Source organism: Actinomycetospora chibensis (genome assembly GCF_028737215.1).
Classification (GTDB): Bacteria; Actinomycetota; Actinomycetes; order Mycobacteriales; family Pseudonocardiaceae; genus Actinomycetospora; species Actinomycetospora chibensis.
In genome coordinates, this window is sequence record NZ_JAQZAM010000019.1 from 1 (window position 1) to 20,957 (window position 20,957).

The 20,957-nt window shown below is 75.1% G+C and carries 24 protein-coding genes; 9 read left to right on the forward strand and 15 right to left on the reverse strand.

All coding sequences use genetic code 11. The features are described from left to right. The 4 genes from PH189_RS24390 to PH189_RS24405 form a co-directional block, all read left to right on the forward strand. The coding region (locus PH189_RS24390) for a TetR/AcrR family transcriptional regulator (protein ID WP_274191442.1) at nucleotides 1-628 on the forward strand (628 nt) is incomplete at its 5' end. A gap of 69 nt (nucleotides 629-697) precedes the next feature. After that, nucleotides 698-934, forward strand: a complete 237-nt coding sequence (locus tag PH189_RS24395) for a hypothetical protein (RefSeq protein ID WP_274191443.1) — start codon at nucleotides 698-700, stop codon at nucleotides 932-934. A 156-nt stretch (nucleotides 935-1,090) separates the two neighbouring features. Further along, nucleotides 1,091-1,873, forward strand: coding sequence for a hypothetical protein (locus PH189_RS24400; protein WP_274191444.1), 783 nt, complete (start codon nucleotides 1,091-1,093; stop codon nucleotides 1,871-1,873). A gap of 48 nt (nucleotides 1,874-1,921) precedes the next feature. After that, nucleotides 1,922-3,427, forward strand: a complete 1,506-nt coding sequence (locus PH189_RS24405; protein WP_274191445.1) for a CoA-acylating methylmalonate-semialdehyde dehydrogenase — start codon at nucleotides 1,922-1,924, stop codon at nucleotides 3,425-3,427. Nucleotides 3,428-3,434: 7 nt separating this feature from the next. Here the strand turns inward: PH189_RS24405 and PH189_RS24410 are convergent, their stop codons facing one another. From PH189_RS24410 to PH189_RS24425, 4 genes are read right to left on the reverse strand one after another with little or no spacing between them, the layout of a single operon-like run. Then, the gene (locus PH189_RS24410; protein WP_274191446.1) at nucleotides 3,435-4,694 is read right to left on the reverse strand and encodes an FAD-dependent monooxygenase; all 1,260 of its coding nucleotides are present in this window, start codon (nucleotides 4,692-4,694) and stop codon (nucleotides 3,435-3,437) included. Next, complete coding sequence (locus PH189_RS24415) at nucleotides 4,691-5,110, reverse strand: hypothetical protein (RefSeq protein ID WP_274191447.1); 420 nt, start codon at nucleotides 5,108-5,110, stop codon at nucleotides 4,691-4,693. The genes PH189_RS24410 and PH189_RS24415 overlap by 4 nt, the downstream gene beginning before the upstream one ends. A 39-nt stretch (nucleotides 5,111-5,149) precedes the next feature. Beyond that, nucleotides 5,150-5,824, reverse strand: coding sequence for an MBL fold metallo-hydrolase (locus tag PH189_RS24420; protein WP_274191448.1), 675 nt, complete (start codon nucleotides 5,822-5,824; stop codon nucleotides 5,150-5,152). Between the two features lie 32 nt (nucleotides 5,825-5,856). Continuing rightward, nucleotides 5,857-6,297 (reverse strand): DUF1707 SHOCT-like domain-containing protein, encoded by a 441-nt coding sequence (locus PH189_RS24425; protein WP_274191449.1) that lies wholly within the window; start codon nucleotides 6,295-6,297, stop codon nucleotides 5,857-5,859. 48 nt (nucleotides 6,298-6,345) lie between these two features. Between PH189_RS24425 and PH189_RS24430 the strand changes: the two genes are divergently transcribed. Beyond that, a complete protein-coding gene (locus PH189_RS24430) occupies nucleotides 6,346-6,774 on the forward strand; it encodes an SAM-dependent methyltransferase (RefSeq protein WP_274191450.1) in 429 nt (142 codons plus the stop codon). Nucleotides 6,775-6,781: 7 nt separating this feature from the next. On the opposite strand, the gene PH189_RS24435 is transcribed toward PH189_RS24430, so the two are convergent. Then, nucleotides 6,782-7,126, reverse strand: coding sequence for an AzlD domain-containing protein (locus PH189_RS24435; protein ID WP_274191451.1), 345 nt, complete (start codon nucleotides 7,124-7,126; stop codon nucleotides 6,782-6,784). Continuing rightward, the gene (locus PH189_RS24440; protein WP_274191452.1) at nucleotides 7,119-7,808 is read right to left on the reverse strand and encodes an AzlC family ABC transporter permease; all 690 of its coding nucleotides are present in this window, start codon (nucleotides 7,806-7,808) and stop codon (nucleotides 7,119-7,121) included. Before PH189_RS24440 ends, PH189_RS24435 begins: the two co-directional genes overlap by 8 nt. 80 nt (nucleotides 7,809-7,888) lie before the next feature. Here PH189_RS24440 and PH189_RS24445 point away from each other — a divergent pair, with 80 nt between their 5' ends. Further along, nucleotides 7,889-8,320, forward strand: coding sequence for an Lrp/AsnC family transcriptional regulator (locus PH189_RS24445; RefSeq protein ID WP_274191453.1), 432 nt, complete (start codon nucleotides 7,889-7,891; stop codon nucleotides 8,318-8,320). On the opposite strand, the gene treS is transcribed toward PH189_RS24445, so the two are convergent. From treS to PH189_RS24470, 5 genes are all read right to left on the reverse strand, one after another. Further along, entirely contained in the window at nucleotides 8,313-10,568 is a 2,256-nt protein-coding gene (treS, locus tag PH189_RS24450) for a maltose alpha-D-glucosyltransferase (RefSeq protein WP_274191454.1), read from the reverse strand. The two genes, PH189_RS24445 and treS, sit on opposite strands and share 8 nt — an antisense overlap. Nucleotides 10,569-10,693: 125 nt before the next feature. Continuing rightward, on the reverse strand, nucleotides 10,694-12,670 hold the full coding sequence (locus tag PH189_RS24455; RefSeq protein ID WP_274191455.1) for a SpoIIE family protein phosphatase: 1,977 nt from the start codon (nucleotides 12,668-12,670) through the stop codon (nucleotides 10,694-10,696). Between the two features lie 132 nt (nucleotides 12,671-12,802). Further along, on the reverse strand, nucleotides 12,803-13,261 hold the full coding sequence (locus tag PH189_RS24460; protein ID WP_274191456.1) for a cupin domain-containing protein: 459 nt from the start codon (nucleotides 13,259-13,261) through the stop codon (nucleotides 12,803-12,805). A gap of 19 nt (nucleotides 13,262-13,280) precedes the next feature. Further along, entirely contained in the window at nucleotides 13,281-14,075 is a 795-nt protein-coding gene (locus tag PH189_RS24465; protein ID WP_274191457.1) for an MOSC domain-containing protein, read from the reverse strand. Nucleotides 14,076-14,109: 34 nt separating this feature from the next. Continuing rightward, nucleotides 14,110-14,622 (reverse strand): helix-hairpin-helix domain-containing protein, encoded by a 513-nt coding sequence (locus PH189_RS24470; protein ID WP_274191458.1) that lies wholly within the window; start codon nucleotides 14,620-14,622, stop codon nucleotides 14,110-14,112. A 127-nt stretch (nucleotides 14,623-14,749) separates the two neighbouring features. On the opposite strand from PH189_RS24470, the gene PH189_RS24475 reads away from it, so the two are divergent. Beyond that, the gene (locus PH189_RS24475; RefSeq protein ID WP_274191459.1) at nucleotides 14,750-15,079 is read left to right on the forward strand and encodes a DUF6247 family protein; all 330 of its coding nucleotides are present in this window, start codon (nucleotides 14,750-14,752) and stop codon (nucleotides 15,077-15,079) included. A 31-nt stretch (nucleotides 15,080-15,110) separates the two neighbouring features. Here PH189_RS24475 and PH189_RS24480 read toward each other — a convergent pair whose 3' ends face one another. From PH189_RS24480 to PH189_RS24495, 4 genes are all read right to left on the reverse strand, one after another. Next, nucleotides 15,111-16,160, reverse strand: a complete 1,050-nt coding sequence (locus PH189_RS24480; protein ID WP_274191460.1) for a beta-ketoacyl-ACP synthase III — start codon at nucleotides 16,158-16,160, stop codon at nucleotides 15,111-15,113. A gap of 116 nt (nucleotides 16,161-16,276) precedes the next feature. Beyond that, nucleotides 16,277-17,494, reverse strand: coding sequence for a cytochrome P450 (locus PH189_RS24485; protein ID WP_274191461.1), 1,218 nt, complete (start codon nucleotides 17,492-17,494; stop codon nucleotides 16,277-16,279). A gap of 11 nt (nucleotides 17,495-17,505) precedes the next feature. Then, nucleotides 17,506-18,462 carry a PDR/VanB family oxidoreductase gene (locus tag PH189_RS24490; protein WP_274191462.1) on the reverse strand — a complete coding sequence of 319 codons (957 nt, stop codon included), beginning with the start codon at nucleotides 18,460-18,462 and terminating at the stop codon, nucleotides 17,506-17,508. A 48-nt stretch (nucleotides 18,463-18,510) separates the two neighbouring features. Further along, the gene (locus PH189_RS24495; protein ID WP_274191463.1) at nucleotides 18,511-19,260 is read right to left on the reverse strand and encodes an IclR family transcriptional regulator; all 750 of its coding nucleotides are present in this window, start codon (nucleotides 19,258-19,260) and stop codon (nucleotides 18,511-18,513) included. A gap of 116 nt (nucleotides 19,261-19,376) precedes the next feature. Here PH189_RS24495 and PH189_RS24500 point away from each other — a divergent pair, with 116 nt between their 5' ends. Next, nucleotides 19,377-19,814, forward strand: coding sequence for a uroporphyrinogen decarboxylase/cobalamine-independent methonine synthase family protein (locus PH189_RS24500; protein WP_274191464.1), 438 nt, complete (start codon nucleotides 19,377-19,379; stop codon nucleotides 19,812-19,814). 127 nt (nucleotides 19,815-19,941) lie between these two features. After that, nucleotides 19,942-20,946, forward strand: coding sequence for an acetyl-CoA hydrolase/transferase family protein (locus PH189_RS24505; protein WP_274191465.1), 1,005 nt, complete (start codon nucleotides 19,942-19,944; stop codon nucleotides 20,944-20,946). The last annotated feature ends 11 nt before the right edge of the window (nucleotides 20,947-20,957 follow it).

Below are 20,957 nucleotides of genomic sequence, written 5' to 3' on the forward strand. Positions count from 1 at the left end.
GAACACCGCCGACGTGAACACCGCCGACGTGAACACCGCCGACGTGAACACCGCCTCGGCCCCCGCGACCGACGGACGACGGCGCAAGGGCGAGGAGCGGCGCCGCCTGCTGCGGGAGGCGACGATGCGGCGGATCGCCGAGGGCGGGGTCGCCGCCGTCACCCAGCGGACCGTCGCGGCCGAGGCGGGCCTCACGCCGAGCCTCGTCAGCTACCACTACCCGACGGTCGACGCGCTCCTGTCCGCGACGCTCGCCGCGGTCAACGACGCCTACGTCGCCGCGCTGGAACGCTGCGCGCAGCACGACGACCCGCTGCGGGCCCTCGCCGGCTTCGTGGCGGCCTGCGGCGCCGACCGCGGTCCCGCCGTCGCCGCCGAGTACGAGCTCTTCCTGCAGGCCGGGCGCCGCCCCGCGCTGCGCGGGGAGTGGGAGCGCTGGACCGCCGCGCTCGACGCCCTGCTGCTCCCCCTCGTGCCCGACCCCTCGCGGCGGCTCGCCGCCGCGGCCGGCGTCGACGGCCTGTTCCTGCGCTGCTGGTGCGACGACCGCCCGTGGGCGATCGCGGACGTCGAGCGGGTCCTGCGCGCCCTGGTGCCCCCGAGGACGGACGCGGCAGACCTGGTGTGACGCCCGACGATCCCGCTACCGTCGGCATCCCCGTGACCGTCCCGGTCACCCCCAGCCCGGGGACGGTCGATGAAGAAGCTCGCGGAGCTCCTGGTCTGCTTCCTGCACCCCATCGCCGTGATCCTCGTGTGGCTCAACCTCGTGGTGCGCCCCGAGCTCAGCGCCACCGCCAAGATCGTCTGGGCGGTGCTCGCCCTCGTCCCGATCGTGCCGTTCGTCTACGTGCTCACCGGCGGCGAGCTGTGGGAGGGCAAGCCGAAGGCCGGTCCCGCGGCGGTGGGCCCGGGCGGGGCCCGGCGCCGGTGATGTCCGCTCCGGGGTGAGCGGTCGGTCCCCCGACGGGGTGTCCCTCGGCCCCGGGGTCGCCTACGGTCGGGCGGCGCGGTCCAGCAGGGGTGCCGCGGTGACCTGAGTCCTCGACCCGGCGACGCGGACCACTCGAGCGTCGCGCTGGGAGACCGCATGCTCGACCGTGCCCGGACGGCCCAGGGGGAGGATCTCCCCGGAGCCGTCGGGTTCCCGCCGCCCGACGACGCCCTCTGGACGTGGGTCGCCGGCGCGGGTGTCGACAGCGTCGAGCTCAAGGTGCTGCTCCGGCCCGGTCCCGGCACGGGAACACGCTTCACGGTGCGGCACGCCACCCGGGTGCGGCAGCGCCGGCTCTACCTCATGGACACCCCGGACCTCGTCCTCGCCCGCGCGGGCGTCCACGTCCGTCTGCGCGACCGCGGCCGCGACCGCTGGGACGTCACCGTCCGGCGGCGGGGCGAGGGCCCGGTGGCCGACCTGCCCCGCCCGGCCGGCGCGCGGGTGGAGCTCGACGTCCTGCCGGGGCACGCCTTCCACTCCACCGAGCTGCGCGAGGTGGTCGACGTCGACCGCGCGCTCGCCTGCCGCGACGGGCGGCTCGACACCCGCGAGGTGCTCACCGCGGCCCAGACCGCGCTGCTCGACGAGGCCGCCCCGGGGGTGGCGACGCTGCACGCCCACGGGCCGCTGGCCGTCGAGCGGGTCACGGTGCCGCGTCCGCGCTGCCGGCTCCCGCACGCCCGCCACGAGCGCTGCCGCTTCCCCGGCGGCCGGGTGCTCGAGGAGTTCTCGGCGCGCTGCGCGCCGGCCGAGGCCGCGGACGTCGCGCGCGCCGTCACCCGCTTCCTCGCCCTCCACGACGCCGCCCCGGCGCAGGAGCAGCGCACCAAGTCCGCGGCGTGGCTCGACGAGCTGCTCCGGGCCGCGGGGGTCTGAGCCCGGGCGAAGTCCGCGTCGGCCGCTCGCACACGGGAGGATGTCCTCATGACCGAGACGCTCCATCACTGGGCCGGAGGTGCAGTCCTCACCTCGGCGAGCGACCGCGTCGGCGACGTCCTCGACCCGGCCACCGGCAAGGTGTCCCGCCGGGTCGCGCTCGCCTCCGAGTCGGACGTCGAGCAGGTCGTCGGGGCGGCCGTCCGGGCCTACCCGGCCTGGCGCGACACCTCGCTGTCCGGGCGCACCCCGATCCTGTTCCGGTTCCGGGAGCTGCTCAACGCCCGCGCCGACGAGCTGGCCGCGATCATCACCGCCGAGCACGGCAAGGTGGCATCCGACGCCGCCGGAGAGGTCGCCCGCGGTCAGGAGGTCGTCGAGTTCGCCTGCGGCATACCGCACCTGCTCAAGGGATCGGCCACCGAGAACGCCTCGACGGGCATCGACGTCTCCTCGATCCGCCAGCCCCTCGGCGTCGTCGGGATCATCAGCCCGTTCAACTTCCCGGCGATGGTGCCGATGTGGTTCTTCCCCCTCGCGATCGCCGCCGGCAACACCGTGGTGCTTAAGCCCTCGGAGAAGGTGCCCTCGGCGGCGCAGTGGATGGCCGAGCTGTGGCGCGAGGCCGGGTTGCCCGACGGGGTGTTCAACGTCCTGCACGGCGACGCGGTCGCCGTCGACGGGCTGCTCACCCACCCCGACGTCAAGAGCATCAGCTTCGTCGGCTCGACCCCGATCGCCCGCCACGTCTACGAGACCGGCACCGCCCACGGCAAGCGCGTGCAGGCCCTCGGCGGGGCGAAGAACCACGCCGTCGTGCTGCCGGACGCCGACCTCGACATGGCCGCCGACCAGGCCGTCAACGCCGGCTTCGGCTCGGCGGGCGAGCGATGCATGGCGATCTCCGCCGTGGTCGCGGTCGGCTCGGCCGGCGACGTCCTCGTGGAGAAGATCGCCGAGCGTGCCCGCGGACTGGTCACCGGCGACGGCCGTCGCGGCGCCGACATGGGCCCGCTGGTGACGGCGGCGGCGCGCGACCGCGTCTCCGGCTACGTCGACGCCGGCGAGGCCGCGGGGGCCACGCTGGTGGTCGACGGCCGTGACGTGAAGCCCGACGCCGAGGGCGAGGGTTTCTTCGTCGGCCCGACGCTGTTCGACCACGTCACCAGCGACATGTCGATCTACACCGACGAGATCTTCGGGCCGGTGCTGTCGGTGGTCCGCGTGGACACCTACGACGAGGCCGTCGCACTGATCAACGCCAACCCCTACGGCAACGGCACCGCCATCTTCACCAACGACGGCGGCGCGGCCCGCCGCTTCCAGAACGAGGTGGAGGTCGGGATGATCGGCATCAACGTGCCGGTCCCGGTGCCGATGGCCTACTACAGCTTCGGCGGCTGGAAGAACTCGCTGTTCGGCGACACCCACGCCCACGGTACCGAGGGCGTGCACTTCTTCACGCGCGGCAAGGTCGTCACCACCCGGTGGACCGACCCGGCCCGCCGCGGCGAGTCCGCGGGCCTGGACCTCGGTTTCCCCCGGAACGGCTGACGGGTCCTCAGGCGGACACGGGCACCGGGTAGTGCGGCAGGTCGATCGCCTCGGCCGGCGGGGACGCGAACGACGCGGCCCCGAGCAGGCTCCCGAGCCGCTTCGCCGGGGCGCTGCCGGCGACACCGACGGCGGCCCGCAGCGCGCGCACGCCGGTCCGGGTGCGCGGGTGGACGAGGCCCGGCGCGCCCGGGGGCAGCTGCTGGGCTCGCTCGACGTAGGGGCGCATCCGGGTCTCGTAGGCGGCGAGGGCCTGCTCGTGGTCGGCGGTGCCGGCGAGCTCGCCGGCCAGGACGTACGCGCCGACGAGGGCCAGGCTGGTGCCCATCCCGGTGATCGGCGACGGGCAGTGGGCGGCGTCGCCGAGCAGCACGACCCGTCCCCGGTGCCAGCTCGGTAGCCGGACCTGGCCGACCGCGTCGACGTAGAGGGGCGCGTCGTCGAGCGCGTCGAGGACGCGCGGGACCTCCCAGCCGGCGTCGGCGAAGGTCCGGCGCAGGACGTGCACCTGGGCGGGCCGGTCGAGGTCCTCGATCCCGCGGACGTCGGTGAGCAGCGACAGCGTCGCCCGGATCGTCCCGACGTTGTCGGGCCGCAGGGTGACCGCCCGACCCTGGGAGGCCTGGTGGATGCGCCACCAGTCGGTGTCGGCCGCCGTGCGCGGCACGGTCAGGTAGGCCACGAGCAGGCCGAGGGAGCGGATGTCGGCCTCGGGGAAGACGAGCGACCGGGTCCGCGACGTCACGCCCTCCGCGACGACGACCAGGTCGAACGTCCGCGGTGCCCCCTGCCGGAAGGTGGCGGTGACGCCGTCGGCGTGCTCGTCGAGGCCCGTGACCTCGTCACCGAAGACGTACTCGGTCGTGTCGCGCGTGCGCTCGTGCAGCAGCCGGCCGAGCTCCCCGCGCAGGATCTCCAGCTCGGCGGTGGCGCCGTCGGTGTCGTTCTCGCCGGCGTCGAAGCTCGCGATCACCTCGCCGTTGTCACCGACGAACTGCGTACCGAGCTCGCCGGTCCCCGCCGCGCGGACCGCGTCCTCGAGGCCCATGCGCCGCAGCACCTCGCGCCCGGCGCCCCGCACGTCGATGTTCTGGCCGGCGTCGCGCAGCTCCGCGGAGCGCTCGACGACGGTGGTCGACCACCCGTGGACGCCGAGCCAGTAGGAGAGGGCGGGACCGGCGACGCCGGCTCCGGAGACGAGGACGCGGCGCGGTGTCATCCCCGGGAGTACCCGGGTCCAGCCCGTCGACGCGATGCCGCTGGTCACGCCTTCGGCGCGGGACCCCAGTGCCGGATCGCCTCGTAGGCGAGGACGCCGCCGAGGACCAGCGGCGGGTCGACGACCCCGAGCACCAGCAGCGCCGCGCCGCCGAGGTAGGCGGGGAGGCGCTGCGGCACCAGGGCGTTCACGAACCGCGCGACCTCCGAGGCGGTGGCCACCGCCGTGTCGACGACGCCCTCCTGGTGGTGGTCGGGGGCCGGGGGCGGCACCGGGGTGGGGGTGGCCCGGGTCGGCACCGGGGTGGGAGTGGCCGGGTTCGTCGTGGCAGGCGCGGTCGTCGGGGGAGTCGGACCGTCCGGTGTCGTCGCCACCACGGAGGCCTCGGGTGCCGTCAGGGCCTCTGCCACGACGTCCTCCACCGCGACGCCGTTGGTCTGCTGCTTCTTCTTCCCCTTGGCCATCGTGCGACGCTACGCCCGGACGGGGGTGGTGCGGGAGGGTCAGGCGCCGACCGCGCGGGCCCAGGCGTCGGGGGACGCCACCGGCCGCCCGTGCAGGGCCACCACGAGCGCGGGGCGCAGCGCGGCGAGCCGACGACGCGAGGCGTCCGCGACCGGCGGGTCGTCATGCAGGCCGCGGGGGAGCGGCAGCCAGCGTGGCGAGGTCGGGTCCGAGGACACGTTCACGGGGCCGTCGCCGACGACGAGGACGCCGTCCGCGGCGCGCCACAGCGCGAGCGTGCCGGGGCTGTGGCCCGGCACGGCGAGCACCTCGAAGCCCGCGACGCGGTCGCCCTCGACCAGGCGGCGGTCGACCGGGCGTCGCTCCCGCGCCAGCCCGCCGAGGACGAGGCGCCCGGCCGCCCCCGAGTGCGTGTCGATGCGGCCGCTCTCGTAGCGCGGGGCGTCGGCCGCGCCCATCGCCAGCGGCGCGCCGGTCTGGCGGCACAGCCAGGCGCTCGCGCCGACGTGGTCGCCGTGCGCGTGGGTGACGGCGTGCTCGACGACGTGGCGACCGCGCAGCAGGGTGGCGAGCCGGCGCGCCGACCAGGGGAACCCGGCGTCGACGACGACGTCGCCGTCCGGGCCCTCGAGCAGCACGGTCTGCAGGAGCCCCGCCGGGGCCAGGGCGCCGAGGTGCACCCCGTCGGCGATCTCCCGGAAGCGCGCTGCCATGCGGGGAGCCTGTCAGGTCGAGAGCACCGCGGTCACTCGTCCCGGTCGCGGCGCCCGTCGTCGGCACGGCGGCTCTGCGCGAAGAGCGCGCCACCGAGCGGGATGAGCAGGAAGAACACCCAGGAGTTCGCGATCGGCACCGTGAAGAAGAGGATCAGCGCGATGATCGGCAGGGCCCCGCTCACGGCCGGTCCCCAGCGGGCGAGGGCGCTCGGGCCCCCGGCCCGGGGCGCGGCGCCCGTCACCGGTGCGGCCACCGCGCCCGCGCCCCTGTGCGGACGGGGCTCGGGCAGGTCGGCGAAGAGGGGCTCCAGGTCGGCCGCGGTGCGGGCCTCGGTGACCTTGGCGCTGCGCTCGCCGTACTCCTCGGGATCGAGTCGTCCCGCTTCGAGGTGCGCGCCGAGATCCGCCAGGGCCGCCTCGCGCTCGGCGGTGCCGATGCGGGGCGAGGAGTTCGGGGCCGGCTCGCTCATGGCCGACAGCATGGCACCGGGGAGGGTCGCCGGCGCTACCGTCACGGCGTGCCGACCGGACTGTCCCCCCGGCTCGCGGCGGTCGTGGACGCGCTGCCGCTCGCGCCGGGGATGCGGGTGCTGGAGATCGGGTGCGGGCCGGGCGCCGCCGCTCGGGCCGTCGCCGCCCGGGTCGACCGGGATGTCGACCCCGGCTTCGTCCTGGCGACCGACCGGTCCGCCACGGCCGTCCGTCAGGCCCGTGCGGGCGCCGCGACCGAGATCGCCACCGGCCGGATGGGCGTGCGACAGGTCGCGGTGGAGGACCTGGTGCTGCAGGACGGCGAGGAGCCGTTCGACCTCGCCTTCGCGGTGCGGGTCGGCGTGCTCGACGGGCGCCACCCCGCGCACCACGACCGGGCCCTCGCCCGCGTCGCGGCGGCCCTGCGCCCGGGCGGCCGCTTCGTCGTCGACGGCCGGGAGGTCCCCCTGGTCTGACGGGCGCTCAGATCGGGACGAGCGCCAGCGCCACCGCGTACACGGCGGTGCCCGTCGCCATGCTGAGCAGTGCGTGGCGGCGCCGGAGGTGCACGGCGACGGTGACCACCACCGGCACGATCTCGCGCAGCCCCACCAGCGCGCTGCCGAGGGGGACGTCGCCCAGCAGGTGCACCACCAGGATGATCATGATCCCGGCGGGCAGGTGGCGACCGAGGTCCGCGACCGGGGCCGAGGAGCGCAGCGTCGCCGTCATCGCGAACGGCGCAGCCCGCAGCGCGACGGTGATCGCGGCGGCGACGGCGACGACCGCGATCAGGTAGCCGGTGCCCGGGTAACCGGTGTCAGGCATGGGCGGCCTCCCGCGCGGCCGAGATCCGGCGCCGGACCAGCAGTGCCGCCACGAACAGCCCCATCGCGACCAGCAGCATCTCCCCGGGCGCGACGAGTTGAGCGACCAGCGCGCAGGCGACCGCGAGCAGGGGTCCGGTGGCTTCGCGCCCGACCACGGTGGCCTCGGTGGCGAGTACGACGAACAGCGCGGTGAAGACGAACTCCAGCGAGGGCACGTGCAGGCCGAACCCGCTGCCGGCCAGCGCACCGACCGTGCCGCCCCCCACCCAGCACGCCTGCATCAGCGCCTGCCCGGTCACGATGCGCGGTCCCGACAGCGAGGTGTCGGGACGGGCCGTGTAGAGCGCATACGCCTCGTCGGTGAGCGCGAGGACGCCGTAGACGCGGCCCGCCCTGCTGCGGATGCGGTCCAGCGGGAACGACAGGCCGTAGAAGGCGTGCCGGCCGTTGACCAGCAGCGTGGTCACGGCGATCGCGGCCAGCGGGGTGCCGGCCACCGCGAGGGCGACCAGCAGGAATTCCAGCGAGCCGGCGAACACCACGACGCTGAAGACCGGCGCCCACCACCAGTCGAGTCCCGAGCCGACGACGAGCAGCCCGAAACTCGTGCCCAGCACGCCCATGCCCGGGCCCACGGCGGCGACGTCCCGCAGAGCGTTGCGGTGGTCGACCTGTCTCATGGGGCAACGTTAGGACGAACGCCGCGCCACCCGATGGCGAAGGAGGTGCGCAACCGCCGCAACTTCGGCATCATCGGTGCGTGGACGAGATCGATCGCGCAATCCTCGACGAGCTGCGCCGGGACGGCCGTATCCCGAACGTCGACCTGGCCGACCGCGTCGGGCTCACGCCGGCGCCGTGCCTGCGACGGGTGCGACGGCTCGAGGACGACGGCGTCATCATCGGTTACCGCACCGAGATCGACCCCGCGGTGGACGGACGGGGCTTCGAGGTCCTGGTCAACATCGACCTCGTCAGCAAGCACCGCGACGACTTCCTCGCCTTCGAGGAGGAGGTGTCGGCGTTCGACGAGGTGGTCGAGCTGCGCCGGATGTTCGGGCTGCCCGACTACTTCGTGCGCGTCGCCACCCGCGACCTCGAGTCCTACGAGGCGTTCGTGGTCGACCGCCTCGCCCGCACGCCCGGACTGGCGCGGATCGACTCGCACCTGACGCTGAAGAAGATCAAGTAGCGGGCACCGGCGGCTGGACCAGCATCGCGACGCCCTGGTGCGGGTTGAGGTCGATCCCCACCGAGTGCAGGTCGTCGACGACGCCCACGGTCTCCTGGGTGAACATGTCGATCACGGTGCCGCCGGGCGGGAGGACCGTCGAGCGCACGGTGGCGGCGGGGATCGGCTCGGCGCCGAAGTTCAGGATCGTCAGCGCGTGGCGCGGGTGCTCACCGGTGTCGAGAGCGTGCACCAGCACGAGCACGCTGCGGTGGCTGACGTCGGGGACGTCCACCTGACGGCTGGTGGCGATGCCGTAGTGCTTGCGCACGCCGAGGATCGCCTGCAGCTGGCGCAGGAAGCTCGCCTCGTCGGCGAGCTGGTCGGGCACCGAGCCGTAGAGGCTGCGCCCGCGCGGCATGCCCTCGGCGGAGCGGGTCGCGTCGGGGTTGTGGCCCATGAGGTCGTGCGCGGCGCGGTGGATCCAGCGGGTGTCGCCCTCGGCGAGCAGGTCGGAGACCTGCTCCGGCGGCAGCGTGAGCATGCCGCAGAGGTCCCAGCCGGAGAGGGCGAAGACGCCGGGCTGCATCGCGTTGTACATCGCGAGCAGCAGGTGCACGCGGCGGATGTCGACGACGTCCGAGTCGGTGATGTCGTCGAGGCGCCGGATGCCGAGGGCAGCGGCGATCACCGTGGCCGTGGTGGAGGCGATCCCGTTGGTGGTGAACACCAGGTTGTACGGGGCGTTCTCGCCGGCCAGCGCGGTCGCGAGCTCGCGGCGCACGGTGTCGCCGATCTCGGCGCCGGTGGTGGGCTCGCCGCGGAAGGTGAAGACGTCGTCGCGGTGCCCGGTGGACCAGTGGACGAGCTCGTAGGTCATCTCGTCGTGGTTCTGCAGGGCGTGCACGAGCGAGGCCGGGTCGATGCCCGTCTCCAGGCTCGTGCGCAGGCACAGCCTCAGGAAGTCGGTGTCGCCGGTGGCCAGCGCGTGGTGGTAGGCGGGGCGGGTGACGAAGTCGTAGGACAGGTCCGCGCCGGCCTCGCCGACCTCGCGGATGTCGTCCATCGTCAGGTTCAGCTCCTGGAAGGTGAACCCGCCGACCTTGCGGACCATGCTCGCGATGAGGTGGTTGGCGGCCTCGGAGAGCGGGTGGCCCTCCGACCAGGCCGGGCCGTCGGCCGCGCTCTTCTCGACGCCGAGGAACCCGTTGGCGTCTAGGCGCAGGGCCCCCGACCCGAGGTCGGCCAGGGAGTGCAGCGCGTCGCCGATCGTCAGGCGCATGCCCGCGAACGACGGGTCGAGCCAGTTGATCGAGGGCTGGCCCTCCTTGAAGTAGTGCAGGTATACCCAGCGGCGCGCGACGCCGTCGACGCCGGCCACCGCGGCCGTCGCGCTCCAGTTGGTCTCCTTGACCCCGGGCGCGTGGAAGATGACGCGCTGCAGGCGCCCGATGATGTAGCCGGCCTTCTCCAGGCGCTCCTCGGTGGCGGCGTCGAGATTGATCGAGTCGCGGCCGGCCGGGACGTCGGGCAGGTAGTGCCAGTCGTCGGGCTCGATCTCGACCATGTGGTAGATGCCCGGGTAGTCGGCGAAGCCCATCTCGGCGAGCCGGAAGTCCGCGCCCTTGCCGGTGTGGCCGGGCACGACGTCGTCGATGATGGTGCCGCCGTAGAAGGTCGCCATCCCGCACATCGCCCGGAACTCCTGCTCGGAGCCGAAGGCGGGGTCGATGACCGTGGAGATGCGGTCGAAGTGCCCGTCGACGCTGGGCGTGTGCCCCCAGCCGGAGATGCCGCCGGCGCGCTTGACGGGACCGGTGTGCACGGCCTCGATGCCGATGTCGGCGAACGACGACCAGAGCTCCTCCTCGCCGAGTGCGGCGAGGAACGACTGGCCGGGCCGGGTGATCAGCGACAGCGGGTACGCGGTGAACCACACCGATGCGCTGTCCACGGCCAGGCGCGGGTTGGGGTCGGCGTAGGGGTTCTGCCACATCGAGCCCTGGCCGGAGAACTGGCGGGCGATCGTGTTGGCGTCGGCCAGCATCGACTCCGAGAGCAGCCACGAGACGTAGGTCGGGTTGGTGCCCACCGGCTCGCCGTCGCGCGCGCTGGACCGGCGCTCGAAGGGGGAGCGGACCCGCGCCCGGTGGCGCAGTGCTCGCGGGCGGGCGGGATGGAGGTGCTCCGCGTACGTGATCTCACCGGGTTCGTGGAGCACCTCGTCGTCGATCGACGGGTCGTCCGCATCGTCGGCCCGGGCGTCCACACGCACTCCTTCTCCACGCGTCCAGCAGGACAGGCCGACCATGGTCACACGAGCCGGGCGCGCCTCCGACGAGGGCTCGCTGTCCGCCGCGCCCCCGTCCGTGTCATGTGGATGTGGAGCGGGTGTCAGGCCATCGCGGCGCCGTCGGGCACCTCGTCGATCAGGTCGGACAGGCCGGTGAGATCGAGGACCCGGCCGGCCACGCTGCCCCGGCCCGCGCGCAGCCGCAGGCCCGGGAGCGTGCCGCGCAGCTCGTGGATCGCCTGCACCGCGGCGCTGGAGAACACGGTCACGGCGTGGAGGTCGACGGTGAGCCCGCGGGCGCCGCCGCGGGCGGCGGCCAGCAGCCCGTGGCGGAAGCGCTCGACGGTCCCGGTGTCGATCGGCCCGGCCACGGCCAGCACGCCGGGCTCGGGCTCCGCGATGGTGAGCTCACGGTCGACGCCGCGCAGGCCCGAGATCGCGGCCTCGTCGTCGTAGCTGCCCACCGAGACCTCGCGGTGCACCGGCGCCACCATGGTCACCGTCGTGCCGGTGGGCCCGGCCGTGACGTCCACGTGCTCCACGAGCCCGCGGATCATCATCAGGCCGCGCCCGCGACCGCCCGCGTCGTCGGGCGCCGGGAGCCAGCGCCCCGTGTCGGCCACGGTCACGTGCATCCGGCCCTCGTCGTCGAGCACCGCCCGGACGCGGGCGCCGACGCCGTCGGCGGGCGGCTCCGGGTAGGCGTGCTCGATGGCGTTGGTGACGGCCTCGCCCACCGCGTGGACCAGAGCCATCGCGTCGTCCTCGCCGACGCGCGCCTGCTCCAGCCAGGCCCCCACCGCGCGACGCATCCGTCCGAGGCGACGGGGGTCGGGCGCGACCTCGAGCGTCAGCGGTGCCAGGGGCTCGGCCGTGCGCTGCACGGCGAGCAGGGTGGCGTCGTCGGTCTGGCCGCCGCCGGTCCAGCCCATCCGCTCGACGGTGAGCGCGGCGATCCGGTCGACCTGCGCGGTGGGCACCGTCGCGTCGTCCTCGACGGCCTCGTGGCCGGCCGCCACCGCGGTGCGGGCGAGGGCCTCGAGGCTGTCGTCGAGCGTGCGACCCGGCCGCTCGACGAGGCCGTCGGTGTAGAGGACGAGGACGTCGTCGGGCCCGAGCCGGTCGGCCGTCACCCGCGGGGCCCCGGCGCCGGTCCCGAGCGGCGCCCCGGCCGCCACCTCGACCCAGCGGGGGGTGCCCTCCGCGGTGACCACCAGCGGCGGCGGGTGTGCGGCGGCGGCCACCTCGAGGTCGCCGGTGCGCGGATCGAGGACGGCGACGCACACAGTGGTCGCGCGGGTCGCGCGCTCGCGGCCCGCGAACCGGTCGAGCTCGGTGAGGGTGCCCAGGACGTCCCGGCCCCCGGCCAGCGCGTTCGCCCCGACGGCCCGCAGCCGGCCCATGGCCGCCGAGGCCGCGGCGCCGTGGCCGACGACGTCGCCGACCACGACCGCCACCCGCCCGCCGGGCAGCGGCACCGCGTCGAACCAGTCGCCGCCGGCGGCGAGCTCCCGCCCGGCCACCACGTACCGGGCCGCCAGCCGGACCTGCGGCAGCACGGGCAGCCCGGCCGGCAGCAGCGAGCGCTGCAGGGTCAGCACGACGTCCTGCGCGGCCTGCCGTCGCTGCTCGGACTCCGCGGCCGAGAGCTCGGCCTGCCGCCGGCGCAGCACCTCGTCCGTGACCCGCGCGATGTGCACCGTCATGCCCCGCATCGACCCGTCCGGGTGGTGGGTGGGGACGAAGGTGTACGAGTACCAGTCCTCCTCGAGGCGGCCGTCGCCGTCGCGGTCGACGAGGATGCGCCGCTCGTCGCCGATCACCGGCTCGCCGCGCGCCCAGACCTCGTCGAGGGTCTCGAACACCTGCTGGCCGTCGAGCTCCGGCGCGACCTCCCGGATGGGGCGCCCGACGATCCCGGGACGGAAGCCCATGCTCGCGCGGGCGAGGCGGTTCGCGGCGACGACGCGGTGCTCGGGGCCCTCGAAGGCCCAGAGCACGGCGGGGATGTCCTCGAAGGCGGCGACGACGTCGCCGGGGGTGCCCGCCGGTTGCTCGACGGGATCGTCCGCAGCCATGGGGCCATGGTTCTCCGACCCGGCCCGGCGCCACACGTCGGGTTCGCCCCCGGCGCCTGCACGATCAGGTGGCCCTCGAGCCGGGGGCGCCGAAGCGCCACCAGCGGTTCCCGGTGGCGACACGGATCGCGGTCACCGGGACGGGGCCCGCGCCAGCAGCCGCCACAGCACCCGTTGCGGACGGTCGGGGAGCCCGGCCAGGGTGAACGACCAGTCGTGCTCGGCGTTGATCCGGGCCAGCTCGCGCAGCGGCGGTGCGCCCGTCGCGGCCGCCATCGCCCGCAGCTGCGCCTGCAGCGGGCCGGCCGGGGTCTCGACCGTCCGCAGGCGGACCGGCTCGTCGAAGGGGTTGGCGAACGCGTGCGTCGTCCCCGGCGGCACGCTCACCGTCTCGCCCGGCTGCACCAGCCGCCGCTCGCGGCCGAGTCGCACCATCAGGAGCCCGGACTCGACGGTGAACACCTCGCGCTCGCGGCGGTGCCGGTGGGCGGGTGGGCCGGCGTGCCCGGGCGGCACGACGGCGGTGAACACGAAGTCGGGCTCCGAGGCCTCGACGGTGACGACCTGCCCGTCGGCGAACTCGATGGTCATCGCGCTCCCCTCCGTGGTGCTAGACGAGGGCGACCGCGTCCCCGCGGCGCACGGTGCCGCCGCGGACCACCTCCGCGTACACGCCGGCGCAGGGGAGCACCCCGAACCCCGGGACGTCGACGCGGTTGCCGGACAGCAGCGGACGCAGCGCCTCGGGGGCCCGGGGCAGGTCGCCGTGCTCGAGGGTCGGCACCGAGCAGCGCGGCGTCGGCAGCACGAGGCGCAGCGTCGCCTCGCCGACGGTGAGCTCCCGGCCGACCCAGTCGGTCTCGGCGAAGGGTGCGGTGTCGGACTCGACGACGAGGTTCGGCCGGTACCGCTGCGCGTCCATGCCGAGGTGGTCGAGGGTCGCGGTGGTGATGAGGTGGACCGGCGCGTAGTCGACGAACGTGTCCGCGGCGCTGCCCATCGAGATCTCCAGCGTGGGCGCCGCGACCTCGTGCTCGACGCCGTGCTCGAGCACGTCCTCCGGGTCGGGCCGCTCCACCTCGGCACCACCCGGGCGCGCGGCGGCGATCGTGACGACCCGGCCGAGGTCGGCCGCGAGCTCGTCGGGCAGCCGGGGGTCGTCGACGTCGAGGGCGTGGCCGTCGGGGGCGGTGACGCGCACGCGGTCGTCCTCCACCGACGCCGTGTACTGGAGCAGCCGGCGCCACAGCCGCGGGTGCTTCGCCGTGGCGACGAGCCCGGTGGTCGCGTCGAGCAGCCCGTACCGGCGGTCGAACGGCAGCCCCGCGGTCGCGAGCAGGGCCTCCTCGAGCGGCTGGCCGAGCATCGACTTGACGGGGTAGCGGGTCAGCGTCGACACGCGCACGGTGGTCGCTCCTGGAGGGTGCGGGGGAGGGGCGTCACGAGGATTCCCCGCGGCCGAGCGCCTCGTCCAGCACCCGCACCGCCTTCGGCCCGACACCGTGCAGGCCGAGCAGCTCCTCCCGCGGCATGGCCGCGACCTGCGCAAGGGTGGTGACGCCTGCGTCGGCCAGGGCGCGCGTGGCCGGTCGGCCGATCGCCCGTGGCAGGTCTCCCACCTCACCCGGGCGCGACGTCGCCGCGGCGGCGGCGGTCTCGGTGAGCTCCTGCGGTGCCCGGAAGGCCCAGGCGCGACGGACCCAGTGGTTGAGGTGCTGCCCGTCGATCCCCTCGAGCGCCAGCGTCGCACCGCCGGGCGCGGGCTCGGCGGCCGGGTACGCCGCGGTGATCGCGTCGACGTCGGGGGCCGACAGGTGCAGACGCACGCGGCTCCCGTCGAGCACCGCGAACGGGCGGCCGTCGACGGTGAACGTGGGCCGGCCCCCGTCGTCCGTCGTCTCCTCGGCGCGGACCTGGCTCAGGGCCTTGCGCAACTGGCGCGCCGTCGTCATGGCCATCACCTCGGGTCGGAGGCTAGCGAGCCCCTCCGACACCTCGCCCACGCTCGGGAGATCGACATGGCGAACTCCGTCGTGCGGTTGCGGCGCGGAGGCGGCGGCGGCGGCTAGGGTCGGTTCGATGAAGGCGATGTACTCGGTCGACGAGCAGCCGGTTCCCGGACACCCGCTGGCCAGGGGGGCCTCGCCGGCGGCCATCCGCGTCGTGCTGTCGCCCGAGGACCGGGCGGAGTTCGACGCGGCCTACGCGCAGGCACTGGACGACGCGAAGGCCAGCGGCGACCTCGTCGAGCTCTTCACGGTGCTCGACCGGTGGCGGCGGGTGGCGGCGCTGACCTCGGACCCCGAGGTGTTCCGTCGCGTAGCCCTCCGCGCCGCGATGCGGCACACCGCGGAGGCGGGTCCCGGCGACGAGCCGGTGGCGGCGGCGCAGACCCTTCCCGACCGCTAGAGCGGGCGCCACGAGGTCGCGAGCCTTCCGGTCAGCCCTCCCGGGGTGCTGACGACGGGGCCACCGGCGGCAGGGTGAGCACCTGGGCGGCGTAGGTCAGGCCCGCGCCGAAGCCGCAGACCAGGGCGAGGTCGCCCGCCCGGACCTCGCCGCCCGTCAGCAGCGCGTGCATCGCCAGCGGCACCGAGGCGGCCGAGGTGTTGCCGGTGTCGACCACGTCGCGGGCGACCGCGACGCCGTCCGGCAGGGCCAGGGCGCGCACGATCCCGTCGGTGATCCGGTTGTTGGCCTGGTGGGGCACGAAGGCGTCGAGGTCGTCGACGCCCACCCCGGCGGCGGCGAGGGCCTTCTCCGCCAGCGGCGCGATCTGGGTGCTGGCCCAGCGGAAGACCGCGGGCCCCTGCATGCGAAGGCCCGGCACCACCCCGTCCCCGAGGCCCCGCGCCGCCTCCTGCCAGGTGGGGGCGTGGACGATGAGATCGGCCTGCCCGCCGTCGCTGCCCCAGGCCACGGGGCCGATGCCGGGCTCGTCGGCGGGCCCGACGACGACCGCGCCGGCCCCGTCCCCGAACAGGAACGCGGTGCCGCGGTCGCGCGGGTCGAGCAGGTCGCTCATGCGCTCGACGCCGACGACGAGCACGTGGCGGGCGGTGCCGCCGCGGATGAGCGAGGCCGCCACCTCGAGGCCGTAGCAGAACCCGGAGCACGCGGCCCCCAGGTCGAAGGCCGGCGCGGTCGTCCCGAGCTCGGCGGCCACCCGGGTGGAGACCTGCGGGGACGCGCTGTCGGGCGACATGGTCGCGACGAGGACGGCGTCGAGGGCGGAGGCGGTGAGGCCGGCGGCGGTGAGGGCGTCCCCGGCCGCGGCCGTGGACATGGCCACGACCGTCTCGTCGACCCCGGCGAAGCGGCGCGTCCGGATCCCGGAGCGCGCGACCACCCAGTCGGGGTCGACGTCCTCGAGCGGCGCGCAGACCTCGTCGTTGTCCACCGTGCGCCGCGGCCGGTACGCGCCCAGTCCCAGCAGTCGTTCCCCGGCCGTGGCGGGGGCGGGACGGGCGGCGATGGGGGCTGGCGGCACGAGGGGGACCTCCACGAGGGTGCGGTCACGCCGTGGTGGACGACGCCCGCACTCCACGGTGCCGGTGGTCCGCGGTTACTCGGAAGTCCTACTAATCAGTACGGCCATGTCAATGGTCACAGCCCTGCGAGGTGTAGCCGCATCGGCTGCGTCGCGAAGGCGTGCATCGTGTTGTTGAGGTGGCGCGTCGGCTCGGCCGCGACCTCGATCCGTGCGACCCGAGCGGCCAGTGCGGTCAGCAGCGCCTCGGCCTCGAGGCGGGCGACGTGCTGGCCGACGCACTGGTGCAGACCCATGCCGAAGCCGACGTGGCCCGAGGGGTCGCGGTCGAGGTCGAAGGCGTCGGGGTCGTCCCAGTGCCGGGGGTCGTGGTTGGCGGACCCGAGGAACATCAGGATCTTGGCGCCCTCGGGGACGACGGTGTCGCCGATCGCCACGTCGACCTCGGCGGTGCGGAAGAACGTCTGGACCGGCGACTCCCAGCGGATGGCCTCCTCGAACGCCACCCGCGACAGCCTCGGGTCCGCGCGCAGCCGGTCCCAGGCCCCGGGGTGGGTGGCCATCGCGCGCAGCACGGCCCCGAGGCCGTGGACCGTGGTGTCGACGCCGGCCGACAGCAGCGAGCGCACCACCAGCGGCGCCTGGTCGTGGGTGATATCGCCGCGGTCGGCCGCGGCCCAGATCGCGGCGCCGAAGCCGTCGTCGGAGAGCACCTCGCGGGCGCACTGCGCGTTGACCCACCCGGCGTGCTCGGCGACGTGCGGCGCACCCTTCGCCACGAGGTCGTTGGGCGGGCCGAAGGCGTTGAACAGGTGGTCGCCGTAGGGCAGCAGGTGCTCGCGGCCCTCGCGGGGGATGCCGACGGCGTCGGGGAACACGCGCAGCGGGAACGCCTCGGCCAGCGCCGGCATGGCGTCGACCTCGAGGACCGGGCCGGCACCCGCGAGCAGGGTGTCGACGTGCTCCTCGGCCACGGCGAACCACCGCTCGCGCAGCCGGCGCAGCGCCCGCGGGCCGAGGATCGGCGCGAGCACCCGGCGCGGTGCGTCGTGGTGCGGCGGGTCGGCCTCGAGCAGCAGCGACGGCGGACGCCACGGCGCCTCGCGACGGAAGTTCGACAGGCCGACCCCGGCCGACGAGCAGAACCGCTGCCAGTCGACGAGCGCGGCGTGCGCGTCGGCGTAGCGGCCCATGCCGTAGAGGTCGTCGTAGCGGGTCAGCCGGACGACGGGCCCGGCGTCGCGCAGAGCCGCCTGGAACGGCAACGGATCGGAGAGCACCTCGGGGGAGAACGGGTCGACGGCGGCGACCGCGGTCAGGGCGGTGGTGGTCATGTAGGAACCCCTCAGAGATCCAGGACGAGACGGTCGGTGCAGGACCGGGAGACGCACGGGAACATGCAGTCCCCGGCGGCGCGCTCGTGGTCGGCGAGGATCGAGTCGCGGTGGTCGGGCACGCCGTCGAGCACGGTGGTCTCGCAGGTGCCGCAGGTGCCCTTCTCGCAGGACGACAGGGTCGTCGCCCCGGCGTCGCGGGCGGCCGCGAGCACCGAGATCTGCGGGGTGACCGTGACGGACGTGCCGGTGCGGGCGAGCTCGACGGTGAACGGGGCGTCGCGGACGGGCGCGCCGACCTCGGCGGCGGTGAACCGCTCGGTGCGCAACCGGTGGGGCGCCCAGCCGGCCGCGGCGACCGTCTGCTCGACGGCCGCGAGCAGCGGGGCCGGGCCGCAGCAGTAGACGACGGTGTCGGTGCGCGGCCCGCCGAGCCAGGACGCCAGCGGCAGCAGCCCCGCCTCGTCCTGGGGCACCACGCGCACGCGCTCGCCGTACCGGGCGAGGTCGTCGAGGAACGCCATCGAGGCGCGCCGGCGCCCGCCGTAGAGCAGCGTCCACTCCGCGCCGACCCGCTCGGCCTGCGTGATCATCGGCAGGAGCGGCGTGATCCCGATGCCACCGGCGACGAAGACGTAGCGCGCCGAGGGCACCATCGCGAAGTTGTTGCGCGGCCCGCCGAGCGTCACCTCGTCGCCGGCGGCGAGCTCGTCGTGCACGTAGGCCGACCCGCCGCGGCCGTCGACCTCGCGCAGCACCGCGACCCGGTAGCGGTGGGCGTCCCACCGGTCCCCGCACAGCGAGTACTGGCGGGTCTCCCCGTTCCCGAGCGTCACGTCGATGTGGGCGCCGGGCGTCCAGTCCGGCAGCCGCCGCCCGTCCGGCCGGGCCAGCTCCAGGATCGCGACGCCCTCGGCCGCCGATGCCTTCCCGGTGACGACGAGCCGGTCGACGGCGGCGCTGTCCATGCGCCGAGGATGACGAGGCCGCCGCCATGGTCGGAACGGCGTTCTCATTCAATGAGAGACGAGGCGGCGCTCGATCTGCCGGGCCCCGGCCGTGAGGACGGGGACGTACCCGCGGGCCTGCTCGTCGTTGGGCACGATCACCGACACCGCCGCCGCGACGTGGCCGGTCTCGTCGCGCACCGGGACCGCGATGCCGGTCGCGTCGACGTGCAGGAAGCCGGGGCAGAGCACGAACCCCTGGCGGCGCACGTCCGCGAGGCGGCGCCGCAGCTCCCCGGGGTCGGTGATCGTCATCGGCGTGAAGCGCGTGAGCGTCCCCGCGAGGATGCGCTCCTGGAGGATCTCGGAGCCGTAGGCGAGCAGGACGAGGCCCGACGACGACGCGTGCAGCGGCAGCCGCGCCGCGATCCGGGTGTAGTTGATGACGGCGTGCTCGGCGGAGAGCCGCTCGACGAACAGCACCTCCTCGCCGTCGAGCACCCCGAGCTGCGCGTGGTGACCGACCACGCGCAGGAGGTCCTCGAGCACCGGCAGCGCGAGCTCGCGCAGCGACGACGTCGGCGACGCCCGGGAGCCCAGCTCCCAGAGCCGCGTCCCGATCCGCACGCGGCGGTCCTCCTCGCGGGAGAGCAGACCGTGTCCGATGAGCTCCGCGATCAGCCGCGACGCCGTCGCTACCGGCAGGTCGGCGCGGCGGGCGACCTCCCCGACGGTCAGCACCGGGGACCGCGGGGTGAAGGCCTCGAGGATGCGCACGACGCGCTCGAGCACCGACTCGCCGGACCCGGATCGCGCCACGGCGTGACGGTAGGACGTCCACCCCGGTCCGGCGCTGCTCCAGGGGGCCCAACCGCGTCCGGTGGCTTGTCGGGCACCACACGGTCGCGACGCCGAACCTCGGTGTCGGCGACCAGGTGCGCGGGGCGGTCGAGGCCGTCAACGTGGTCACCGAGGGCGTGGACGCCGCCTGGGCGCTGCACGTCTGCTGTGGCAACCGCTACGCCCGCCCGTGGTGGGAGGGGCACTACGACTTCCCGTTCCCGGCCGTGCTCGACGCCCGGGTCGACCAGCTCGTCCTGGAGTTCGCGCGCAAGGGCGACGACGACCTGCCAGCGATCGAGAAGTCCGGCTGGGACCGCGCGATCGGCCTGGGGGTCATCGACGTCGAGAGCGCCGAGGTCGAGACGCCCGACCTCGTCGCCACCCGCATCCGCCGGGCCCTCGACCTGGTGCCCGCCGACCGTCTCGTGATCAACCCCGACTGCGGGCTCCGGCACCTCACCGGCCCCGTGGCCCGCGCCAAGCTCGCGGCGATGGCGCAGGGGGCGGCGCTGGTGCGGGCGGAGCTGTAGCGACCGACGCCCCGGCCCGGCCGCTGGTACGCATCCGTCATGGACTTCAGCGACTCCGAGGACCACCGGCTGATCCGGGAGGCCGTTCGCGACGTCTGCGCCCGCTTCGACGACGACTACTGGGCGGGTGGTGCCCGCGCACTACTCGACGCTGCCGCGGCTGTTCGCCGAACGCCTGCTGCCCGGCGACGTCGGGCTGGTCCAGGTCGCGCCGCCGGACCGCGACGGCCTCTGCTCGCTCGGCATCGGCGCGGACTACGCCGCCGACGCGGTCGTGCACAGCCGGGTGCTGATCGCGGAGATCAATGAGCGGACGCCGCGCACCACGGGTACGCCGGGCATCCCGCGCGAGCGCTTCGCCGCCGTGATCGAGACCGACCGCCCGCTCGCCCCGGTGCCCGACCGCGCGCCGGACGCCGTCGACGAGGCGATCGCGGCGCACGTCGCCGGCCTGGTCGCCGACGGGGACACCGTGCAGATCGGGGTCGGCGCCCTGCCGACGGCGATCCTGGCGGGGCTCTCCGGGCACCGTGACCTCGGCTTCCACGCCGGGATGCTCACCGACGGCGTGCGCCGCCTCGTCGAGCGCGGCGTGATCACCGGGGCGCGCAAGGAGATCGACCGCGGGGCGCTCGTGACCGGCACCGCGGTCGGCGGGCCCGCGCTCTACGACCGCCTCCCGGACCTGCCGGTCGCCTTCCGGCCCGCGAGCTACACCCACACCCCGGCGGTGCTCGCCCGGCTGCGGCGCCTGGTCTCGATCAACTCCGCGCTGGAGGTCGACCTCACCGGCCAGGTCGGCGCCGAGTCCGTGCACGGCCGCGCGCTCGGTGCGGTCGGCGGACAGGCCGACTTCTCCGGCGCCGCGGCGCGCACCGGTGCCCGGTCGATCATCGCCCTGCGCGCGACCGCCGGCGGCCGCTCGACGGTCGTCGCGGGACTGTCCGGGCCCGTGACCACCGCCCGCGCCGACGTCGACGTCGTGGTCACCGAGCACGGCGTCGCCGACCTGCGCGGGTGCCCGCTCGACGACCGGGCCGCGCGCCTGATCGCGATCGCGGCCCCCGAGCACCGTGGTCCGCTGAGACGTGGCCTGTCTCAATCCTGGACAGTTCACGGAGAAGGTCCCTGAACGCGCCTATG